Source organism: Brevibacillus sp. HB1.4B (assembly GCF_013284285.1).
Classification (GTDB): Bacteria; Bacillota; Bacilli; order Brevibacillales; family Brevibacillaceae; genus Brevibacillus; species Brevibacillus porteri.
In genome coordinates, this window is sequence record NZ_JABSUT010000001.1 from 781495 (window position 1) to 799932 (window position 18438).

Genomic DNA, 18438 nt, shown 5'->3' on the forward strand with positions numbered 1-18438 from the left:
GCTGTCTTCCTTATCGTCATCACTGGGTGTCCGGAGTGGAGCTACCTTTTTCCATCTGATCGTTTTGGGTGGTATCTATTGGTACAGGTATCGACCACAATAATGGGTAAAGAACCGATTTCATCACGGTTCTACGACATTCTGTCGTCTTTTTACGGAGGGGTGCTCATGCGTCTGAGTTATGACTGTTTTGGGCATTTTGTTTGGCTTCCTATATTGGCGATATGGTGTAGAAGCTGCGATCATTAGTCATTTTAGCGCTGTCATCGTGCTACATGTGATCTTGAAAAATAAAATACATAGAAAGTAGGAGAAGCAAATGATAGTTGTCACAACAGAAAACATTCCAGGATATCGTGTCGTTGAAGTAAAAGGAACCACCTTCGGCTTGATCGTTCGAGCACGCGGAATTGGCGGAGACATCATGGCAGGTCTTCGTTCATTAGTTGGCGGAGAAATCAAGGAATACACGGTGCTCTTGGAGGACGCGCGCAAACAAGCGCTTGACCGTATGATTAAAAACGCAACTGCCATGGGAGCTAACGCTGTGGTAATGTGTCGTTACGACTCTGGAAATATGGGAAATATGGGGGAGGTTGTCGCGTACGGTACAGCAGTTGTCGTTGAAAAGGTGTAATGAATGATTTATGTTGTTTATTACATTGTGTTTCAGATCTTGCTTTTCATCACCTTGCTAATCATTTCCAAAATAAAGGACAAGCGACTGCACCAAGACCACGGAGAAGTCGTCCCGCCCGGATTTGAGCCCACGAATGAAGTGACGATCGATCCGGTAACGCAGGAAAAGCGTCGTGTATACTTCAATCCGAAGACCGGGGATCGCTATTACAAAATTGAAAAATAAGCGATGAGGATGACTGTCCAGCTCATGGAGCAGGAAAATATGGAGATAGTAGGATTAAGTAGAAATGAGCCAAATCTTGTTAGCTGACAAGATTTGGCTTTTATTGTGCGCCCAGCAAGGGCGATAGCTCTAGAGTGTAAGTCCCGAACGGGGTTTGTTGAACCATTGACAAAATATTTACAAATTATTTAATTGCCATATTTTGGAAAAAGTAATAGCATATAGCTGTATGAAACATTACCGAATAGGAGGGATTTAAAATGAAAGGTGTAATCAAGTTAATAAGTGCTTTAACAACGTTCGTGTTGGCATTCATTGTATTAGGGTCAGGTCCAGTATCAGCGAATGGGACAGGTTCACCAGTAGCATATTTGTGCGAAGATGCAGACTATCAAGGTTACTGCTTAGGTCTATACGCGGGCACTAGAATTAATACACTTGATGAAAAATTCTTCAATGACAAAGCTTCCTCGATCAAGATTTTAGATAATCGATACAACGTAACTGTTTTCGAACACTTAAATTGGACTGGACGTAGCACTACTTATTTGTTCAGTGATCGTGACATGAGTGACGAAAAGATTGGGAACGATGAAGCTTCTTCTCTTTATGTTTCTGGACATCAAGAAGAGCTAAATGGAGTTTACTTGTACGATAACTACGGAATGAGCGGCGATTGGATCAAGGTTACCTCAAGCGCGAACACTATCCCACTTAATGACAAGATTTCGTCCATTCGTATCGTCGGACCATATGATATAACGATATTCGAACATGCAAACTTTACTGGAAGAAGTTTGAGTTTTAGTGGTAATGCTTATCTAGAGGGCACCACGATTCCCGATTTGGTTCCCCACGGATTTAACGACATTACATCAAGCATATTAATCACAAAGCGCTAATAAAAAAGTTCTTCATGTCTTTGCACTCTATTTTTCTTCATTGTCAACTAATAAAACAACAGGTACATCCATCGTTAGCCTACGAGATAATAATAGAACCATCCAATATTAAAAGTGACCATTCATTTGGTCACTTTTTGTGTTACACCCTTTAGGTTTTGTTGTTCGAGTATTCTATCTAGGTTATCAAAATCCGATTATCATCAATCCGGCAGGAAAGGTTTTCATCTGTTATCACGATACCGGGGAGATCAAGTTAGTAGCGGATTCATTCGAGATGCTGTCGAGGAAAATTTTTATGGAAAATGCGTCCTCAACGACCTTTGACAGTACTGCCATATTGTGACGACCCCAAACTCATGATAACATTCTAAAAAATATCTTCTGGAGAGATAGAGGACGAGAGGTCATTAGCATGACAAAAACGATACTGATAGTGGAAGACCAGCAGGTTTTGCGAGAGATTATGAAGGAATACTTGATGGACGAAGGATACGAAGTGCTGGAAGCCGGGGACGGGAGTCAGGCGCTGACGTTATTTCAAGAGCATGAAGTACATTTGATCATTCTGGACATTATGCTGCCGGAATTGGACGGGTGGTCAGTATGCAGACGCATTCGCAAAGTTTCCAACGTCCCCATTCTGATGTTAACAGCTCGTGCGGATGAGGATGACACGTTGCTTGGATTCGAGCTCGGAGCGGACGATTATGTGGTGAAACCGTGCAGTCCTCCCATCCTGCTGGCACGCGCCAAACGGTTGCTGGAAAATCGGCAAATTCAAGAACCGGGGGATATGTTGTCCGGCGGCGGGATTACGATTCACTTGCCGTCCAGAACCGTTTCGATTGAGGGAAAGAATTATAGCCTGACACACACGGAATTCGAAATTCTGGCCTACTTGATGAAAAACAAAGGCATCATCCTAACCAGAGAACAGCTCCTTACAAAAATCTGGGGTTACGACTTTGACGGCGAGGATCGTACGCTCAGCAGCCATATTCGCAATTTGCGTTCCAAGCTGGGAGAGCATGCGAAGCATATCGTCACTGTTGTTCGTTCCGGTTATAAATTCGAGGATCGGCCATGAGAACAAGCATTGTACTCAAGCTGTTTCTCCTCACAACGGGATTATGCCTGTTTGTGATCGCGAGTATTTTTATCGGACAAACCGTATTTTTCGAGCAGTTTTATGTGCATCAAAAGGTAGAGAAGGTGAAGGAAGCCCTTCAATTCTATCGGCAAACCGAGTTGACTCATGCCGGGGATTCCCAGGATGAAGTCAGGAAAGAACAGGAGTTTTATCAAAAGACGAATGCCTGGTTTGCTCGTTTGGATGATAAAGGTCATTTGAAATACACCGACGATTTCGAGATGGAGGTCCGGCTAGAGCACTCGGACGCCACCCCTGCTCTTTCTGGCAAGTCGATTGTCGTTCCGCTGTACACGGTCATGGATGTGGAGGATGTAAGCGCTGATAACCCCTTCATCGATACCTTTGTGAAAGCAGGTCAACAGATTGCCATGGAAGGGATCATGATCGATAATCAATGGTTTCCGCAGCGGATCGGGAGGAGTGTCTCCAATCTCAGAGAGGAAAATCGACTAGAGAATCAGCCCCTCGTCAAAAAAGAGTATGAGGTCGTCCCGAGATTCAAGAGTCCTACCGAATACCATGAGCGTTATCCCAGCGTACTGGTGCACGGAACCATCACACAGGTCCGGACACCGCAAGGCGCGGATGTATCCCGCTATACGAACCGCTTATTTCTTGAACGGGTGAAAGCTTTTCAAGCAGATCTGCTATACGGGGATTATGTGGAGCAAACAAGCACCATAACGGACTACAATGAGAACGATATGGACTACAAAATATTCGTAGAGCGCGTGACCGATCCAACAGGGAATCCCGCCTATCTATTCGCCATGACATCATTGCAGCCTGTAAACGAAGCTACAGAGGTCATGAGAAGTTATTACGGCTACATCCTTGCAGGTACCTTGCTGCTCGTTCTGCTCGCCTCCTTCTATTATTCCCGCAGAATAGCAGCTCCTTTGCTCCGCATGGACGACATGACGCAAAAAATGGCCAAACTGGACTTCTCTGAAAAAATTCCGATCAAGACAGAGGATGAGATCGGCAGCCTGTCACGGAATATTAATCGGCTTTCGGATATGCTGCATGCCCATATTGTCCGGCTGGAGCAGGATATCGAGAAAGAAAAGCGGCTGGAGCAAACGCGTAAAGAATTTATAGCTGATGTGTCGCATGAGCTGAAAACTCCGCTCAGCGTCATGGAAAGCTGCCTTTACATTTTGAAGGATAAGGCGGACAGCCCAAAGCGGGACTACTATTTTGCTGCGATGGAAGATGAAGTGAAGAAGATGAACCTTCTAGTTGCGGATATGCTGGAATTGGCAAAATATGAATCCGGTACGTATAGAATGCAGATGGATTCGTTCCGAATTAATGTGGTACTGGAGCAAATCTGCGTAAAGTTGGCACCGGACCTCTCCGGCAAGCAGTTGCAGTTGCACAACCGTTTCGCCCCAGTCGAAGTCATCGCCAATCAGCATCGAATCGAGCAGGTGATCGTGAATTTCCTGACAAACGCCATACGCTACACGCCGGAGCAAGAGGACATTGTCATCTCGACAGTTGAAGGGGAGGATACCGTCAAGATTTGCATCGAAAATAAAGGCGTCCATATTCCGGCCGAGCAATTGGAGAAGATATGGGATCGTTTCTACCGCGGCGAGCACTCCCGCAACCGTGCGACCGGAGGAACCGGATTGGGCCTGGCGATCTCCAAGCAGATATTAGAACTGCATGGGTCGTTCTATGGGGCAATGAATACGGAGGAAGGCGTCTTGTTCTATTTTGAATTAAAGAAAAAGAAAGTGTAGAACCTTGGTTCTGCACTTTTTTTATTGCATTTCTACCCAATCTGCACACGATCTGCATCTGATCTTGATCTCCGACGTTTACTCTTTACCTTGTTCAAGAAGAAAGGGGAAAGATGAAAGTGCAAAAGAAAATGATGGGTATTACACTGATCGTAATGGTCGCCTTATCGGTTGCGGCATGCGGCACCAATGGACAACCACCTGCTTCCGAGATGACTAGGCAGGCCGTAGACATCTCCACTCCGGAGCAAACCTCATATGCATCACAGTATCAAACAAGCGTTTTTCTCGGAGATTCGATTACGGAGGGATTGTCTTACCATGATGTGCTGAAAGACAAGAACGTGCTGGCAGGTGCAGGGAAAACGGCTGAATTCGCGCTGCAAGATGTGGACGAATTGGTCAAGCGCAAGCCCGAGCATATTTTTATCCAGCTAGGTTCGGATGACATTTTATGGCCGACCGACAATCCCAAGGAATATTCGTTGTCGTATTACGACCAATTGATCGATCTCATCAAAGTAAAGCTTCCAGAGGCGTCCATCACGATATTATCCGTTACCCCGGTTACGGCAGAGGCAGAAAAAGCGGAGCCCCGTTATCGAAATATCGGCGACTACAATAAGGGACTGAAGGAGCTGGCAAGCAAGGTACAAGTCGGATTCATCGATGTGTCGTCAATCGTGTCCGCTCATCCTGACATGTACGATGCGGACGGCATTCATTTCCAAGCCGAGTTTTACCCGATCCTGCTCGATTACGTAAAAGATGAGCTGGGTCGTCAGAAGAACGCAAAATAGCGGCGCGGGAGGAAGCGAACGTTGGTATTCAGCAGTCTGATATTCCTATTTCAATTTCTTCCCGCCGTGCTGCTCGTTTATTATGTGTCGCCCAAGAAGCTGCGAAATGCTGTTCTGTTCGCAGCGAGCCTCATCTTTTATGCATGGGGCGAACCAGTTTATATCATCATCATGATTTTTACAACCGTATTTGATTATATCAACGGGCTTGTGATCGACAAGTACAGTCACCGTAAGCCGATCGCCAGAGCAGTGTTGTTCGGCTCTATCTCCGGCAGTCTGGCGATTCTCAGTTTCTTCAAATATGCCGGGTTTGTCGTTTCGAATGTGAATGATCTATTCGGTCTGCATATACAAGTGGCTGATCTGCCACTGCCCGTCGGTATTTCCTTCTATACGTTCCAAACGATGTCCTATGTAGTGGATGTATACCACGGTAAAGTGCCGGCACAACGAAATATCATCGCTTTCGGCACTTACGTCACGATGTTTCCCCAACTGGTCGCAGGTCCGATCGTCAAATATGGGGATATCGCGGAGCAACTGGTCTTTCGTAAAGTGACGCTGGAGCAGTTCGGAGAAGGGGCGGAATGGTTTATCCGGGGATTGGCCAAAAAAGTGCTGCTAGCCAACAATATTGGACTGCTATGGACCAACGTGAAGTCGACGCCGATGGAGGACTTGACTGTCCTCTCCGCGTGGCTTGGCATCCTGGCGTTTACGTTTCAAATCTATTTCGATTTCAGCGGGTATTCAGATATGGCGCGCGGGCTCGGCAAAATGTTCGGTTTCGACCTCCCAGAAAACTTCAAGCATCCGTATATTTCAAGAAGCGTTTCGGAATTTTGGCGCAGATGGCATATTTCCCTCGGTTCTTGGTTCCGGGAGTATGTCTATATTCCGCTCGGCGGCAACCGGGTGGGCTTGGGAAAGCAGTTCCGTAACCTCTTGATCGTATGGTTCTTAACCGGTCTGTGGCATGGGGCGAGCTGGAACTTTATCGTATGGGGCTTGTATTTCGGCTGTTTTGTTGCGTTTGAGAAGCTGTTTTTGCTGAAGTGGCTGAATCGTTGGCCGAACTGGGCAGGACATCTCTACACGCTGACGATTGTCGTTGTCGGGTGGGTCCTTTTTGAATTTGAACATTTGCCTTCCGCGTGGATGTTCATCCGTGCGATGTTTGGTTTCGGGGGTCACGAATGGGTGGATCATCAGGCGCTCTACGACCTGACGACGTATGGCGGATTGCTCGTTCTGTTGGCCTTGTGCGCGACACCGTTGCCCCGGAAAGGATTGGAGCAGATGAAAGCCCGATGGAATTCGGTAGGCATGATCGCTGCTTTGGCACTTTCTATCATCAGTTTGGTTTTGTCGTCCGCTTATTTGGTCTTTGAGGATTACAATCCATTCTTATATTTTCGGTTTTGAGGGGAGGGAGCAGTTTGACCAGATATGACAAACGCACGCAAACCGTGACGGGCTTGTTGTTCTCGCTGTTTATCCTCATGGTGGCTGTTTTGAACATACTGACCCCTGATCAGGCATTTTCGGAATCGGAAAACAGGGTGCTCGAGACCAGGCCGCCTTTTTTACTGCGATCACTACTGGCGGGGAAGTTCACATCAGATTACGAGACCTATATCACCGATCAATTTGCTTTCCGAGACGTTTGGATCGGACTAAAAACGGATGCGGATCGTGTTATGGGCAAAAAGGATAGCAACGGTGTTTATCTGGGGAAGGATGGGTACCTGATTCAACATTTCTCATCGCCGCAAGACGCCGAGGTGAATGATAGAATGAAAGCCATTCATTCTATTCACCAGACAACGCCCGACCTTCGCAAGTACATCATGCTGGTACCGACCGCCGCCGCGTTGCTTCGGGATAAACTGCCCGCCTACGCACCAATTGGTGACGAACATGCTGCTCTGAATCGAGTACGGCAATCGCTTCAACCTGATATTCGCTTCGTTGATGTCTATCCCGCGCTGTATGCCGGACGCGAAGAAGCCATTTTTTATAAAACGGATCATCATTGGACGAGCAAAGGTGCTTATTATGCTTATCGGGTGTTGTGCAAGCAGATGGGGATTGTTCCAAAAGACGAAGCTGCGTTCAACATCCGACAGGTGACGGATGCATTCTACGGATCGCTCTATTCGAAGAGCGGATTCCGCCATTTACAGCCTGATCGTATCAATCTTTATTTGCCGAAAGAGGAAAGCAAAAAGAAAGTGGAGTACGTGGACGAAGGCCGTACCGCGGATTCCTTGTACCAAATGGACAATCTGTCCAAAAAGGATAAGTATGCGCTATTCCTCAACGGCAACCATGCACTGGTCCGAATCACAACGGAGCATCCGGACGGGAAGAAGCTGCTGATCGTGAAAGATTCGTACGCCAATAGTCTGATTCCCTTTTTGGCCGAACACTTCACAGAGATCGATGTCGTTGACCTTCGCTATTATGAGGAATCCGTAACAAAGCTCATACAAGATCGGCAGTTTCATGACATGCTATTCCTTTACAACGTCAAAACGTTTTTTGAAGACACCTCTATTCTGAACATTATGGAGTGAATGGAATGAAGCGATTTTTGTCTGTACTGCTTATGTTTGCTATCGGAATGGGCATATTGGCCGGATGCTCCAGTGGCGGCGGGACTTCCGAAGAACTTTCGGCCGCAGAAGTGGGAGAAAGAATTCAACAAACAGTAAGTTTTCAGGATATGAAGCAAGGGGATCTGGAGAAACTGCAAAAGTTGTATCAGATCGAGGCAGGAAAAGTAGAGGATTTCATCCTGTACACGGCTTCATCCAATGTGAAAGCGGATGAACTGGCTGTGATCAAAGTCAACGATGCGAGCGACACCGAGTATATAAAAGAGAAAATACAACAACGGATCGAGGCACAAACAATTAAATTGAAAGACTATCGCCCAGAGGAGTATTTTCTCATCGAAAAACATGTTTTGAAGACGAAAGGGACGTTTGTTTTATTCGCGGTGTCGAAAGAGGTTGATCAAATAGAATCTGTGTTTGACGAAGCTCTGAGGTAAAGTCACGATGACAAATCCTTTTGCATGGGATGTAAATGAGTGTAGCTACACAGAGACTCTTAACGATAAAGGGACCTATCCTGATTCTGACAGGGTGGGTCCTTTTTCTGACAAACCGCCCTCATGCGTAGTATTTTGTAACAAAAGAAAACGGTAACCCTATTAGCTACCGTTTTCATACGGACCCATTTATCTTACTCGGATAAACACCAAAACATTATCTCTTGATAACACACGTTGGAACCCGTTATTCAAAAGACAACGTGCAGCAGGACCCACACGTCTACCAATCATTAAAAATCGGTTACATGGTGCGGCACTTCCAATGATGCTAACGTCTCGAATAATTCGCCTCCGTACGCCATTCACTCTGATACGTCTAAATAGTATTACTACCACGTCAGTCATAGTAATCACCTCGCTTCTCTCTGCATGGTATAGAGCATGCAAATGGGGGAAGTTTGGCAACTGATACGAGCCTTTAGTATATGAAAATGTGCGAATTGATACGGCAATTTACAAGAAAGTGTTAGTCAACTATTCTTCTTCTCCATTCTTATGTTTTAATGAGAAAAGAAATGGCAGTCGAGTAGCTATGGAAGAGGGATAACATGAAGCGTCTAACGATCGGCTTGTTTGCCCATGTGGATGCGGGCAAGACTACTTTCGCCGAACAGTTGCTATATCATACGAACAGCATCCGGTCACGGGGCCGGGTGGATCATCAAGATGCCTTTTTGGACAGCCACGATATCGAGAGGAAAAGAGGCATTACCGTGTTCGCCGATCAGGCGGTTATGCACCATAAGGGCGACGTTTATTATTTGATCGACACGCCTGGACACGTCGATTTTTCTTCCGAGATGGAGCGGGCGATTGGGGTAATGGATTACGCTATCGTGATTGTCAGTGCGGTAGAAGGTGTCCAGGGTCATACCGAGACAGTCTGGCAGTTGTTGCGCAAACATCGGATACCGACATTTTTCTTCATCAATAAAACAGATCGCATAGGCGCGGATGCCCGCAGGACGGAAGAGGAGATACGCAGTCAGTTGACAAGGGATGTCTGTTCCGTCAAGGACAACTTCGCCAACGGTTTCGTCGGTGAGGGGCTACGGGAGATGATGACGGAGCGGAACGAGTCATTGCTAGAAGCGTTCATAGAGGAAAGGGACGATCAAGCTTTTTGGCTAGGTGCCTTGCAGGAGATGATACGAGATGGAAATCTTTTCCCCTGCACCTGCGGCTCGGCACTGCAGGATGATGGCGTTGTAGAGTTCCTGAATCAACTGTCCTTGTTGACGACTGCGTCTTATAACGAGACGGCTCCGTTCGGGGGGCGCATTTATAAAATTCAACACGCTGCAAACGGGTTGAGGCTAACGTTTGTCAAAGCGCTGAGCGGCAAGCTGAAGGTACGGGAGCTGCTTAGCTATGAGAGCGGTGGACTGCGATACGAAGAGAAGATCACACAAATCTTCATGTTTAATGGTAGGAAATCACACTCGGTTGAACAAGTAGCTGCCGGCGATTTGTTTGCGGTCGTCGGCTTGTCCGAGGCCGAAGCTGGACAAGGGGTGGGGCTCTACTCAGACAAGTTTGCTTATGAGACTGAGCCGACACTACAGTCGAAAGTACAGTTTGACGGTTCGCTTCACGTGCAGCAAGTGCTCGGTGCGTTTCGCATTCTGAATGCGGAGGACCCGTCTCTAAATGTGGTTTGGGAAGAGAGTTTGCAAGAGATTCACATTCGCGTCATGGGTTTGATCCAATTAGAAGTGCTGGAGCAGGTTGTGAAGGAACGCTTCGGTTTCGTGGTCTCTTTCGGACAACCAGAAATCTTGTATAAAGAAACGATACAGTCTGCTGTGACGGGATATGGACACTTCGAGCCGCTCAGGCATTACGCGGAGGTGCACATCCTGCTTGAACCGGGAGAGCGAGGCAGCGGAATCCACGTCAATAGTGTATGTCATCCTGATGAACTGAGTTTTAACTACCAGAATCTGGTTCGGTCTCATCTCTACGAACGGGAGCATCATGGGCTATTGACAGGCATGCCAGTCACCGACATGAAAATTACGCTCCTAAGAGGCCGTGCGCATAACGAACATACGCATGGGGGCGATTTTCGTGAGGCCACCTTCCGCGCGCTGCGGCAGGGGTTGGAGAAAGCGGAGAATATGCTGTTAGAACCCTATTATGACTTCAAAATAAAGGTGGGAATGAACGAGATGGGGAGGGTACTTTCGGATATTCAGCGTGCCTCAGGTTCGTTCGAGCCACCGCAGATGTTGGATACGCATGCGGTGATTACGGGAAGGGTGCCCGTAGCAACATTCATGAATTACAGTACCGAATTCGCTTCTTTCACCCATGGACGCGGCAGCATCCGCTGTGTATTTGGCGGATACGATCGCTGCCATAACGCGGAGGAAGTGATGGAAAGGAAAAGCTATGAAAAGGATGCAGATCCGGTTTATACATCCTCCTCGATCTTTTGTGCCAAGGGGGCAGGCTACTCGGTACCATGGGACGAAGCAGAAGCCAAGATGCATCTGCTCTAAGCAGAACTGAACAGGGCTGTATCAAGATTTTCAACGGTTATTTTCAATGCGGAGGGGCGAGCCTGATTAGGCTTCGCCCTATTTACATTGGATGCGAGAATAAATCCCACGCAGTCCCTCTACATCCACAACTCGAATGGCACTACGCTCAGATAGCTCAATCAAGCCTTGCTGTCGCCATTTCTGCAAAGTCTTGTTCACCGTAATGCGAGACGTATCAATATAGCGTGCAAAAGACGTCTGATCGATAGGGATATGATTAGTTCCGTGCACAGCGATCAGTTTGAGCAGATAATTAGCCATCTGTAGCTCAATTGGACTGTCAGTGAATGCGATGATTTCAGCTAGGAGACGGAGCTTATAGATTTGTGAATTGGTGAAGATCACTGCCGACTGTGGGTAGTCTTGGCATATGCGCGATAAGACCTCGTCGGAGAAAAAGTAAATGACGGAAGGAGAAGTGGTTATGGCTGATGTCAGGTATGAGCCGTTATAGGCGCCGTGCTCCCCGAACAACCCACCTATGGGAATGTAATCGATAGTCCGCTCATGCCCGTTCTCAGATAAGAGAGTGATCTTTACGCTCCCTTTGTCTAGATAATAAAATCCAGTTCCCACATCGCCTTGATGGTAGATCGTTGTATGTTTTCCCATTTCGATCTTCTTGCCATACATGAGGTACGGGGTCCACTGATAGCGGAGACAGGCCATTGTGACCACCTTTCACACTTAATGGATGTTACGGCGCTTCTCGATAGAAGGGAAGGGAGTTGCTGTGAGTTGTGGAGGCTTCAGCATATCTGGGCGTTTGACGACAAAGGATCGGTTATTGATTTCAATGATGCCTTGTTCCTTCCATGCCTTCAGGATCTTGTAGACAGTGATACGGGTGAGGCCAGCACATTCAGCTAGCTCTTGTTGAGTGAGGGGAACCTCGTGGTTTTTAAAGTCTTCGCAAATGTTGAGCAGGAGACGAGCGATTTGCTCTTCTGAAGTCAGTGCCTTCATGTTGATGGCGGTTAGAAGAATCCGCATTTTTTGATTGATGGTTTGGGTGAAAAGAGACAAGAGTTCAGGGCGTACCTTCAGCATTTCGAGGAATTGCAAACAGGAGAAATGGTAGACGACTGCATTCTTTACAGCAATAGCCGTGGTGAAATGAGGTTGTTGATCCATGGTTTGAAATCCCATGATTTGACCAGGGACTACGATGTTCACCAGGCGATCGTTCCCCTTGAAGGTAGAGGTCACAATCTTGACTAATCCCTTATGTAGATAATAAAAACCTTCTCCCATCGTCTCTTGCTTATAGATAGCTGTTTTTCCTTTCACAAATTGACGGGTGCCGTATGCTAAAAGGGTTTCCCATTTCAAATCCGTTTCAAAAGGAGATACCATCATCACCGCTCCTTTCCCCATCAATGATCTTGCCTCTTCCAATCATCCACTCAATGTTAAGTCTTAATTTTCTGAACTTATCACTTTTGATTATATGAAAATAAAAAGCTCTTTACCAATATTTCAACGTGAAAATGACGAGCAGTCGAAAGAAAAACAGAATGGATGTTAATTCGTTTACATATCCTCCGTTGCCCACGAATCAGGTGAGCGGCCTTTTATATTTTTCAGCCGTGATGTTAAGCGGGTTACATTTTTCAGAAAAGCCAGACACTATAATGCGGTTTAAGAACAAAATCGACTCAACCAACCAAAACCAACAGGGAGGAATTGTGGTGGGGATCCGTACAGGTGACCAATACATTCGGGGCTTGAAATCACGGCAACCGGAGATTTGGCTGCAAGGAAGAAAGGTGACAAAGGTATGTGAGGAAGCTGTTTTTCGACAGCCGATTCATGAAATAGCGAAACTGTATGACATGCAGCATGACGAGAAGTATCAAGCGAAGATTACCCATATTTGTCAGGAGACTGGCGAGCGTGTGAACAACGCCTTTCTCGTTGCAAAGACCCCTGAGGAATTGCAAGCGAAACGAGCCATATACGAAGCTTATGCGGAAGCCACTTTTGGTTTGATGGGAAGAACGCCGGATTTTCTCAATATCGTCTTGACGTCGCTATACAGCAATGCGTCTTTCTTGGAGAAGTACAATCCGCAGTGGGCGGAAAACGTGAAGAATTATTACAAGTATGTTCGCGACCAAGACCTATTTTTAACGCATGCGATTATCAATCCGCAAAATGACCGCAGCAAGTCCTCGCACGAACAAAACGATGTGTACACCCATTTGGGGGCAGTAGAGGAGACGCCGGAAGGACTGATTGTCAGAGGAGCGAAAATGCTCGCGACATTGGCACCGATCACGGACGAAGTCATCATTTATTCGTTCCCTGGGTTCAAGCCTGGCGATGAACGTTATGCCCTGGCATTTGCCATTCCAATTGACACGCCTGGCTTGCGCATCATTTGCAGGGAGCCCATGCAAGATGGAAATCGTTCGGTCTATGACCATCCTTTGGCATCGCGCTTCGAGGAAATGGATGCTGTTCTCGTCTTCAATGATGTACTCGTGCCTTGGGAGCGATTATTCCTGTACAACAATGTAGAAGCAGCCAACCTGCTCTATCCAAAGACAGGCATCGGACAGCAGCCGGCGCACCAGACAGGGGTGAGAGGACTGTTGAAGCTCCAATTTGCCACGGAAGTTGCCATGCGGCTGGCAGACTCCATCGGGGTAGACGTCTATCCGAATGTCCAAAACATTCTCGGGGAGCTAGCGCAATCGCTGGAATCGATCAGAGCCCTCCTGAGGACAGCTGAACTGGAATACGAGACCTTGCCGTCGGGCGAGCTCATGCCGGGTTACGTACAGCTCGAAACCATTCGCGGACTGCTTCCGAAGCTGTACCCACGGGCGATTGAAGTCATCCAAATTATTGGAGCAGGCGGTTTGCTCATGTCCCCGACAGACAGTGACATGGAGCATTCCGAGCTTGCGGCGGACATGGAAAAGTATTATGCGGGACGTGACGGTATTTCCGGTACAGATCGGGTTCGCCTGTTTAAGCTCGCTTGGGACCTGTGCGGGGAAGCCTTCGGACAGCGTTTGCTGCAATACGAGCGATACTATACCGGTGATCCGGTGCGCAAATTAGCGATTTTTTACAACAATTATAAGAAGTCTCATGCATGTACGATGGTGGATGACGCGCTCAGTGTTTTTGCTGCCAAATCGGCATCGCAGAGGGAACAGGTTCTTTAAACAAGTCCAGACGAAAGGGAAGGGAAAACCATGAAACTACTGGGCATAGCAGGCACAGTAATTGGGGCGAAAACAAGCATCGTCGTGCAAAGCGTACTGGATGAAGTGAAAAAAACGGCACCGGAAATCGAAGTGGAGCTACTCGACCTGCGCGAGCACCGGATGTCTCTGTGTGATGGACGAGATCCGGCGACATACACGGATGATACAAAAAAGGTGATCGACAAGGTATCATCCGCTGACTTTTATCTGATTGGTACGCCTATTTTCCAAGGCTCGATGACAGGGGCGCTGAAAAATTTGTTTGATCATATTCAGCCTCAGGTTCTTCGACATAAAGTAATGGGCTTCGTGGCAAATGGTGGGACGTATCAGCATTACCTCGTGATCGAAAACCAGCTGAAACCAATTGCGGGCTTCTTTCGCGCTTACGTAGCACCAGGATCGGTGTATGTACACGCCGATCATTTCAACTCACAAAACGAAATTTCAGACGAAGATGTTTTGCGCAGAATCAACGAATTGGCACGAGAGCTGGTTCATATGCAAAAGGCATTGAAACCAGCAGGAGAAACGCTCTCACATAATCGCTAGGAGTTAAAAAAACAAAGGAGGGAATAGAACATGCATACTTTGGCACCTATCCATTTGTGGAAGTTTATCGAGGATCACATCGATCAGCTCAAGCCACCGGTGAATAACAAGGTGATTTGGAAAGATGCAGAACTAATGGTCATGGTAGTGGGAGGGCCGAATAAACGGCGGGATTTTCACATTGATCCATCCGAGGAAGTCTTTTACCAGCTCAAGGGTGATTGCTTTGTTGAGATCATGAACCAGGATGGGAAGCGTGAGATCATTACGGTCAGAGAAGGCGAAATGTTCCTTCTTCCTGCGAATGTTCCTCATTCCCCACACCGGATCGCGGATACGATCGGACTCGTGATTGAGCGCAACAGATCTGAGGGAGAACTGGAGGACTTTGCTTGGTTCTGCGAAAACTGCGACCACGAAATGCATCGCGTACGGATTCAACTGACCAACATAGAGATGCAGGTAAAAGAGGCGATCGAAGGATTCAACAGCAATCAGGAGCTGCGGACATGCCAAAAATGCGGGCACGTCATGTCTCCGGAAGCGAGTGAGTGGAAATGCGAGTAGACTTCCATACCCACATTATTCCAGAGGATGTTCCCAACCTGACTGAGCGATTTCATGGGGAGCGCTGGCCAGTTCTGCACCGCACTTGCACATGCGGGGCAAATATCATGGTCGGGGGAAAAGTATTTCGCGAAGTGACGGATCAGGTGTGGGATCCCCAAAAACGGATTTATGACATGCAGCGGGAAGGCGTGGATATGCAGGTGTTGTCACCCATTCCGGTTACATTTTCCTATTGGGCCCCGGCAGCCGAAGCGGAAGTGATGGCGCGGATTCAAAATGATTTTATCGCAGAGACGGTTAACCAACATCCGAATCATTTCATCGGATTGGGTACCGTTACATTGCAAGACACCGAAGTAGCCATTCGGGAAATGGATCGCTGCATGCACGAGCTCGGCCTGAGAGGAATCGAAATCGGTACCAACGTAAATGGCAACAATCTGGACGATCCGGGACTGATTCCTTTTTTTGAAATGTGTCAGACATGGGATGTGCCACTCTTCGTACATCCATGGGAGACGCTGGGCAGAGAACGGATGCCACGGCACAACCTGATGTACACCGTCGGGATGCCAAGCGAGACAGCGCTTGCCGCAGCAAGTCTTATCTTGGGAGGCGTGATCGAGAAGTTTCCGCGCCTGAAAATCTGCTTTGCCCATGGCGGCGGCTCTTTTCCTTTTATCCTACCCAGACTGGACCAAGGCTGGAAGGTATGGCCGCATCTGCGTCTGACCGATCAACCACCTAGTGTGTACGCGAAACAATTCTACTTTGATTCCTTGACGTACGACCCATTGAACATCCCATACATGATGAAGCGCTTTGGCGAAGATAGAATCATGATGGGCTCGGATTATCCCTTCCTGCTTCGTGAAACACCTCCCGGGGATGTCATCGATCATACTTTGGAGCTAACGGACGGACAGAAGCGGGCGTTGCTGGGTGAAAACGCGCTACGCTTCCTGAACATAAAGGAGATGAATGGACTGTGAAGCATCAGACTGAAACGCCGGAACAACGTCTACAGGCAATGGGCATTGACCTGCCAGAACCGAGACAGCCGGCCGGTAATTATGTCGGTTGTGTCCAAGCGGGCAATCTCCTCTTTCTGGCAGGTCAAGGGACAAACGAATATCGCGGGAAGCTGGGACAGGATGTCACGATAGAGGAAGGCTACCTAGCTGCCAGGCAGTGCATGCTCAATCTGCTAGCTGTTGCCAAACATGAGCTAGGGGAACTGGGGAGAGTCAAACGAGTAGTCAAAATACTCGGATTCGTTAACAGCGATCCAGCTTTCATAGATCAGCCTAAAGTCATGAATGGGGCATCCGATTTGTTGGTGGAACTATTCGGCGAGAAAGGCAGGCATGGGCGGTCCGCTGTAGGGATGGCCCAGCTCCCGCTAAATAACGCCGTAGAAGTAGAGATGATCTTGGAAATCGAGAATTAGGAGGATTCCCATGAGTCAGACTGCCAAGGAAAACCGGGTACGAAAAGACGCCAAGCTATTCATAGACGGAGATTACGTGGACGCTGTTTCCGGTGAAACCTTTGATACGATCAACCCAGCGACAAATCTCAAGCTGGCTTCTGTAGCTAATGCAAGTGAACAGGATGTAAAAAGGGCGATCGGCGTGGCGCAGCGTACGTTTGAGTCAGGCGTTTGGAGTGAGATGTCTGTAGATGAGCGCGCCAAGATTCTCTGCAAAATGGCTGACCTGGTGATGGAACGTGTGGACGAACTGGCTTTGGTGGAGACGCTCGATGTCGGCAAGCCGATCAAAGAAAGCCGGGGCTTTGATATTCCGAGAGCGGCGGCCAATTTGCGATTCTTTGCCGAAATGGCCAAGTACATGGTTCATGAGCATTATGAAATGCGTCATTTTATGTCCTACGCCAAATATGCTCCGGCAGGTGTGACAAGTCTGATCATTCCATGGAATCTGCCCTTCATGCAGATGACCTGGAAAGCATCGGCGGCTTTAGCGGCAGGAAATACCGTCGTTGTAAAGCCAGCCTCGTACACGCCTCTCTCTGCGGTGATGCTCGGAGAGATTGCCAATGAAGCAGGTCTGCCTCCTGGCGTGCTCAACATCCTGACTGGTCCGGGTGGGACTGTCGGGACTGCGATGACGACGAATCCCCATGTGCGCCGGATATCTTTTGTGGGAGAATCTAACACTGGCAAGACTGTCATGCAAAATGCCGCTTCGCAATTGATTCCGGTATCGCTCGAATTGGGAGGCAAATCAGCCAATATCGTATTTGAAGATGCCGATCTTGATGAAGCGGTAATAGGGTCGATCGAGGCAATATTCCGCAACCAGGGTGAGATTTGTCTGGCGGGATCGCGTTTATTGGTACAAGAAAGCGTATATGATCAGTTTCTGGACAAATTTGTGGCGGCTGTTCAAAGGATCAAGGTGGGAAATCCTCTGGAACCAGACACGGATATGGGAGCATTGGTGTCCCGCAGTCACATGGAGTCGGTGGAGCACTACATTCAGCTCGGACTGGAAGAAGGAGCCAAGCTCGGTTACGGCGGAAAACGGATCAGCGGGCTGGGTGACGGCAATTTCCTAGAGCCAACCGTTCTCTATGATGTAGACAACAAAATGAGGGTGGCCCAGGAAGAAATTTTCGGTCCTGTCATCGTGATCATTCCATTCCGTACAGAAGAGAACGCTATTCGGATCGCCAATGATTCGGCTTACGGCTTGGCAGGAGTGGTTTGGACCAACGACCTGCGGCGCGCGCATCGCGTGGCTGATCGAGTGAAGTCAGGTCTTTTATGGATCAATTGCTGGTATGTCCGTGACTTGCGAACTCCGTTTGGCGGTGCCAAGGACAGCGGGATTGGCCGCGAAGGCGGGCGTCACAGCTTCGAATTCTACTCCGAGGTCAAGACAGTCACCATGAAATTATAGCGAGAAGGACAAGGACAGCAAATC

Annotated in this window: 18 protein-coding genes; 16 read left to right on the forward strand and 2 right to left on the reverse strand. The window is 47.9% G+C overall.

Translation table 11 applies throughout. From position 1 onward, the window contains the following. Positions 1-319: 319 nt before the first annotated feature. The 10 genes from HP398_RS03630 (at position 320) to HP398_RS03675 (ending at position 11102) form a co-directional block, all read left to right on the forward strand. The gene (locus HP398_RS03630; RefSeq protein WP_173621864.1) at positions 320-637 is read left to right on the forward strand and encodes a heavy metal-binding domain-containing protein; all 318 of its coding nucleotides are present in this window, start codon (positions 320-322) and stop codon (positions 635-637) included. 27 nt (positions 638-664) lie between these two features. Further along, positions 665-865, forward strand: coding sequence for a hypothetical protein (locus tag HP398_RS03635; RefSeq protein WP_328141752.1), 201 nt, complete (start codon positions 665-667; stop codon positions 863-865). Positions 866-1125: 260 nt separating this feature from the next. Beyond that, positions 1126-1767, forward strand: coding sequence for a beta/gamma crystallin family protein (locus tag HP398_RS03640; RefSeq protein ID WP_173621865.1), 642 nt, complete (start codon positions 1126-1128; stop codon positions 1765-1767). Between the two features lie 415 nt (positions 1768-2182). Beyond that, entirely contained in the window at positions 2183-2857 is a 675-nt protein-coding gene (locus HP398_RS03645) for a response regulator transcription factor (RefSeq protein WP_173621866.1), read from the forward strand. After that, a complete protein-coding gene (locus HP398_RS03650; RefSeq protein WP_173621867.1) occupies positions 2854-4674 on the forward strand; it encodes a HAMP domain-containing sensor histidine kinase in 1821 nt (606 codons plus the stop codon). Before HP398_RS03645 ends, HP398_RS03650 begins: the two co-directional genes overlap by 4 nt. Before the next feature lie 113 nt (positions 4675-4787). Beyond that, positions 4788-5474 carry a GDSL-type esterase/lipase family protein gene (locus tag HP398_RS03655; RefSeq protein WP_173621868.1) on the forward strand — a complete coding sequence of 229 codons (687 nt, stop codon included), beginning with the start codon at positions 4788-4790 and terminating at the stop codon, positions 5472-5474. 21 nt (positions 5475-5495) lie between these two features. After that, entirely contained in the window at positions 5496-6902 is a 1407-nt protein-coding gene (locus HP398_RS03660; protein ID WP_173621869.1) for an MBOAT family O-acyltransferase, read from the forward strand. A gap of 14 nt (positions 6903-6916) precedes the next feature. Further along, positions 6917-8056: a DHHW family protein gene (locus HP398_RS03665; protein ID WP_173621870.1), complete on the forward strand. Its 1140-nt coding sequence runs from the start codon at positions 6917-6919 to the stop codon at positions 8054-8056. 5 nt (positions 8057-8061) lie between these two features. Continuing rightward, entirely contained in the window at positions 8062-8535 is a 474-nt protein-coding gene (locus HP398_RS03670; protein WP_173621871.1) for a DUF4358 domain-containing protein, read from the forward strand. 611 nt (positions 8536-9146) lie between these two features. Continuing rightward, positions 9147-11102, forward strand: a complete 1956-nt coding sequence (locus tag HP398_RS03675) for a GTP-binding protein (RefSeq protein WP_173621872.1) — start codon at positions 9147-9149, stop codon at positions 11100-11102. Positions 11103-11180: 78 nt separating this feature from the next. Here the strand turns inward: HP398_RS03675 and HP398_RS03680 are convergent, their stop codons facing one another. After that, on the reverse strand, positions 11181-11813 hold the full coding sequence (locus HP398_RS03680; protein WP_173621873.1) for a Crp/Fnr family transcriptional regulator: 633 nt from the start codon (positions 11811-11813) through the stop codon (positions 11181-11183). Positions 11814-11831: 18 nt separating this feature from the next. Further along, a complete protein-coding gene (locus HP398_RS03685; RefSeq protein ID WP_173621962.1) occupies positions 11832-12500 on the reverse strand; it encodes a Crp/Fnr family transcriptional regulator in 669 nt (222 codons plus the stop codon). Between the two features lie 335 nt (positions 12501-12835). Between HP398_RS03685 and HP398_RS03690 the strand changes: the two genes are divergently transcribed. Genes HP398_RS03690 through HP398_RS03715 form a run of 6 tightly spaced genes read left to right on the forward strand, consistent with a single transcriptional unit; the run spans position 12836 to position 18414 of the window. Then, a complete protein-coding gene (locus HP398_RS03690; protein ID WP_173621874.1) occupies positions 12836-14323 on the forward strand; it encodes a 4-hydroxyphenylacetate 3-hydroxylase family protein in 1488 nt (495 codons plus the stop codon). Positions 14324-14353: 30 nt separating this feature from the next. Beyond that, the gene (locus tag HP398_RS03695) at positions 14354-14917 is read left to right on the forward strand and encodes an NADPH-dependent FMN reductase (protein ID WP_173621875.1); all 564 of its coding nucleotides are present in this window, start codon (positions 14354-14356) and stop codon (positions 14915-14917) included. Positions 14918-14947: 30 nt separating this feature from the next. Beyond that, positions 14948-15484, forward strand: coding sequence for a 3-hydroxyanthranilate 3,4-dioxygenase (locus HP398_RS03700; RefSeq protein WP_173621876.1), 537 nt, complete (start codon positions 14948-14950; stop codon positions 15482-15484). Next, positions 15475-16479 (forward strand): amidohydrolase family protein, encoded by a 1005-nt coding sequence (locus HP398_RS03705; RefSeq protein WP_173621963.1) that lies wholly within the window; start codon positions 15475-15477, stop codon positions 16477-16479. Before HP398_RS03700 ends, HP398_RS03705 begins: the two co-directional genes overlap by 10 nt. Beyond that, positions 16476-16937 carry a RidA family protein gene (locus tag HP398_RS03710; RefSeq protein WP_017248579.1) on the forward strand — a complete coding sequence of 154 codons (462 nt, stop codon included), beginning with the start codon at positions 16476-16478 and terminating at the stop codon, positions 16935-16937. The genes HP398_RS03705 and HP398_RS03710 overlap by 4 nt, the downstream gene beginning before the upstream one ends. 10 nt (positions 16938-16947) lie before the next feature. Beyond that, positions 16948-18414 carry an aldehyde dehydrogenase gene (locus HP398_RS03715; protein ID WP_173621877.1) on the forward strand — a complete coding sequence of 489 codons (1467 nt, stop codon included), beginning with the start codon at positions 16948-16950 and terminating at the stop codon, positions 18412-18414. The last annotated feature ends 24 nt before the right edge of the window (positions 18415-18438 follow it).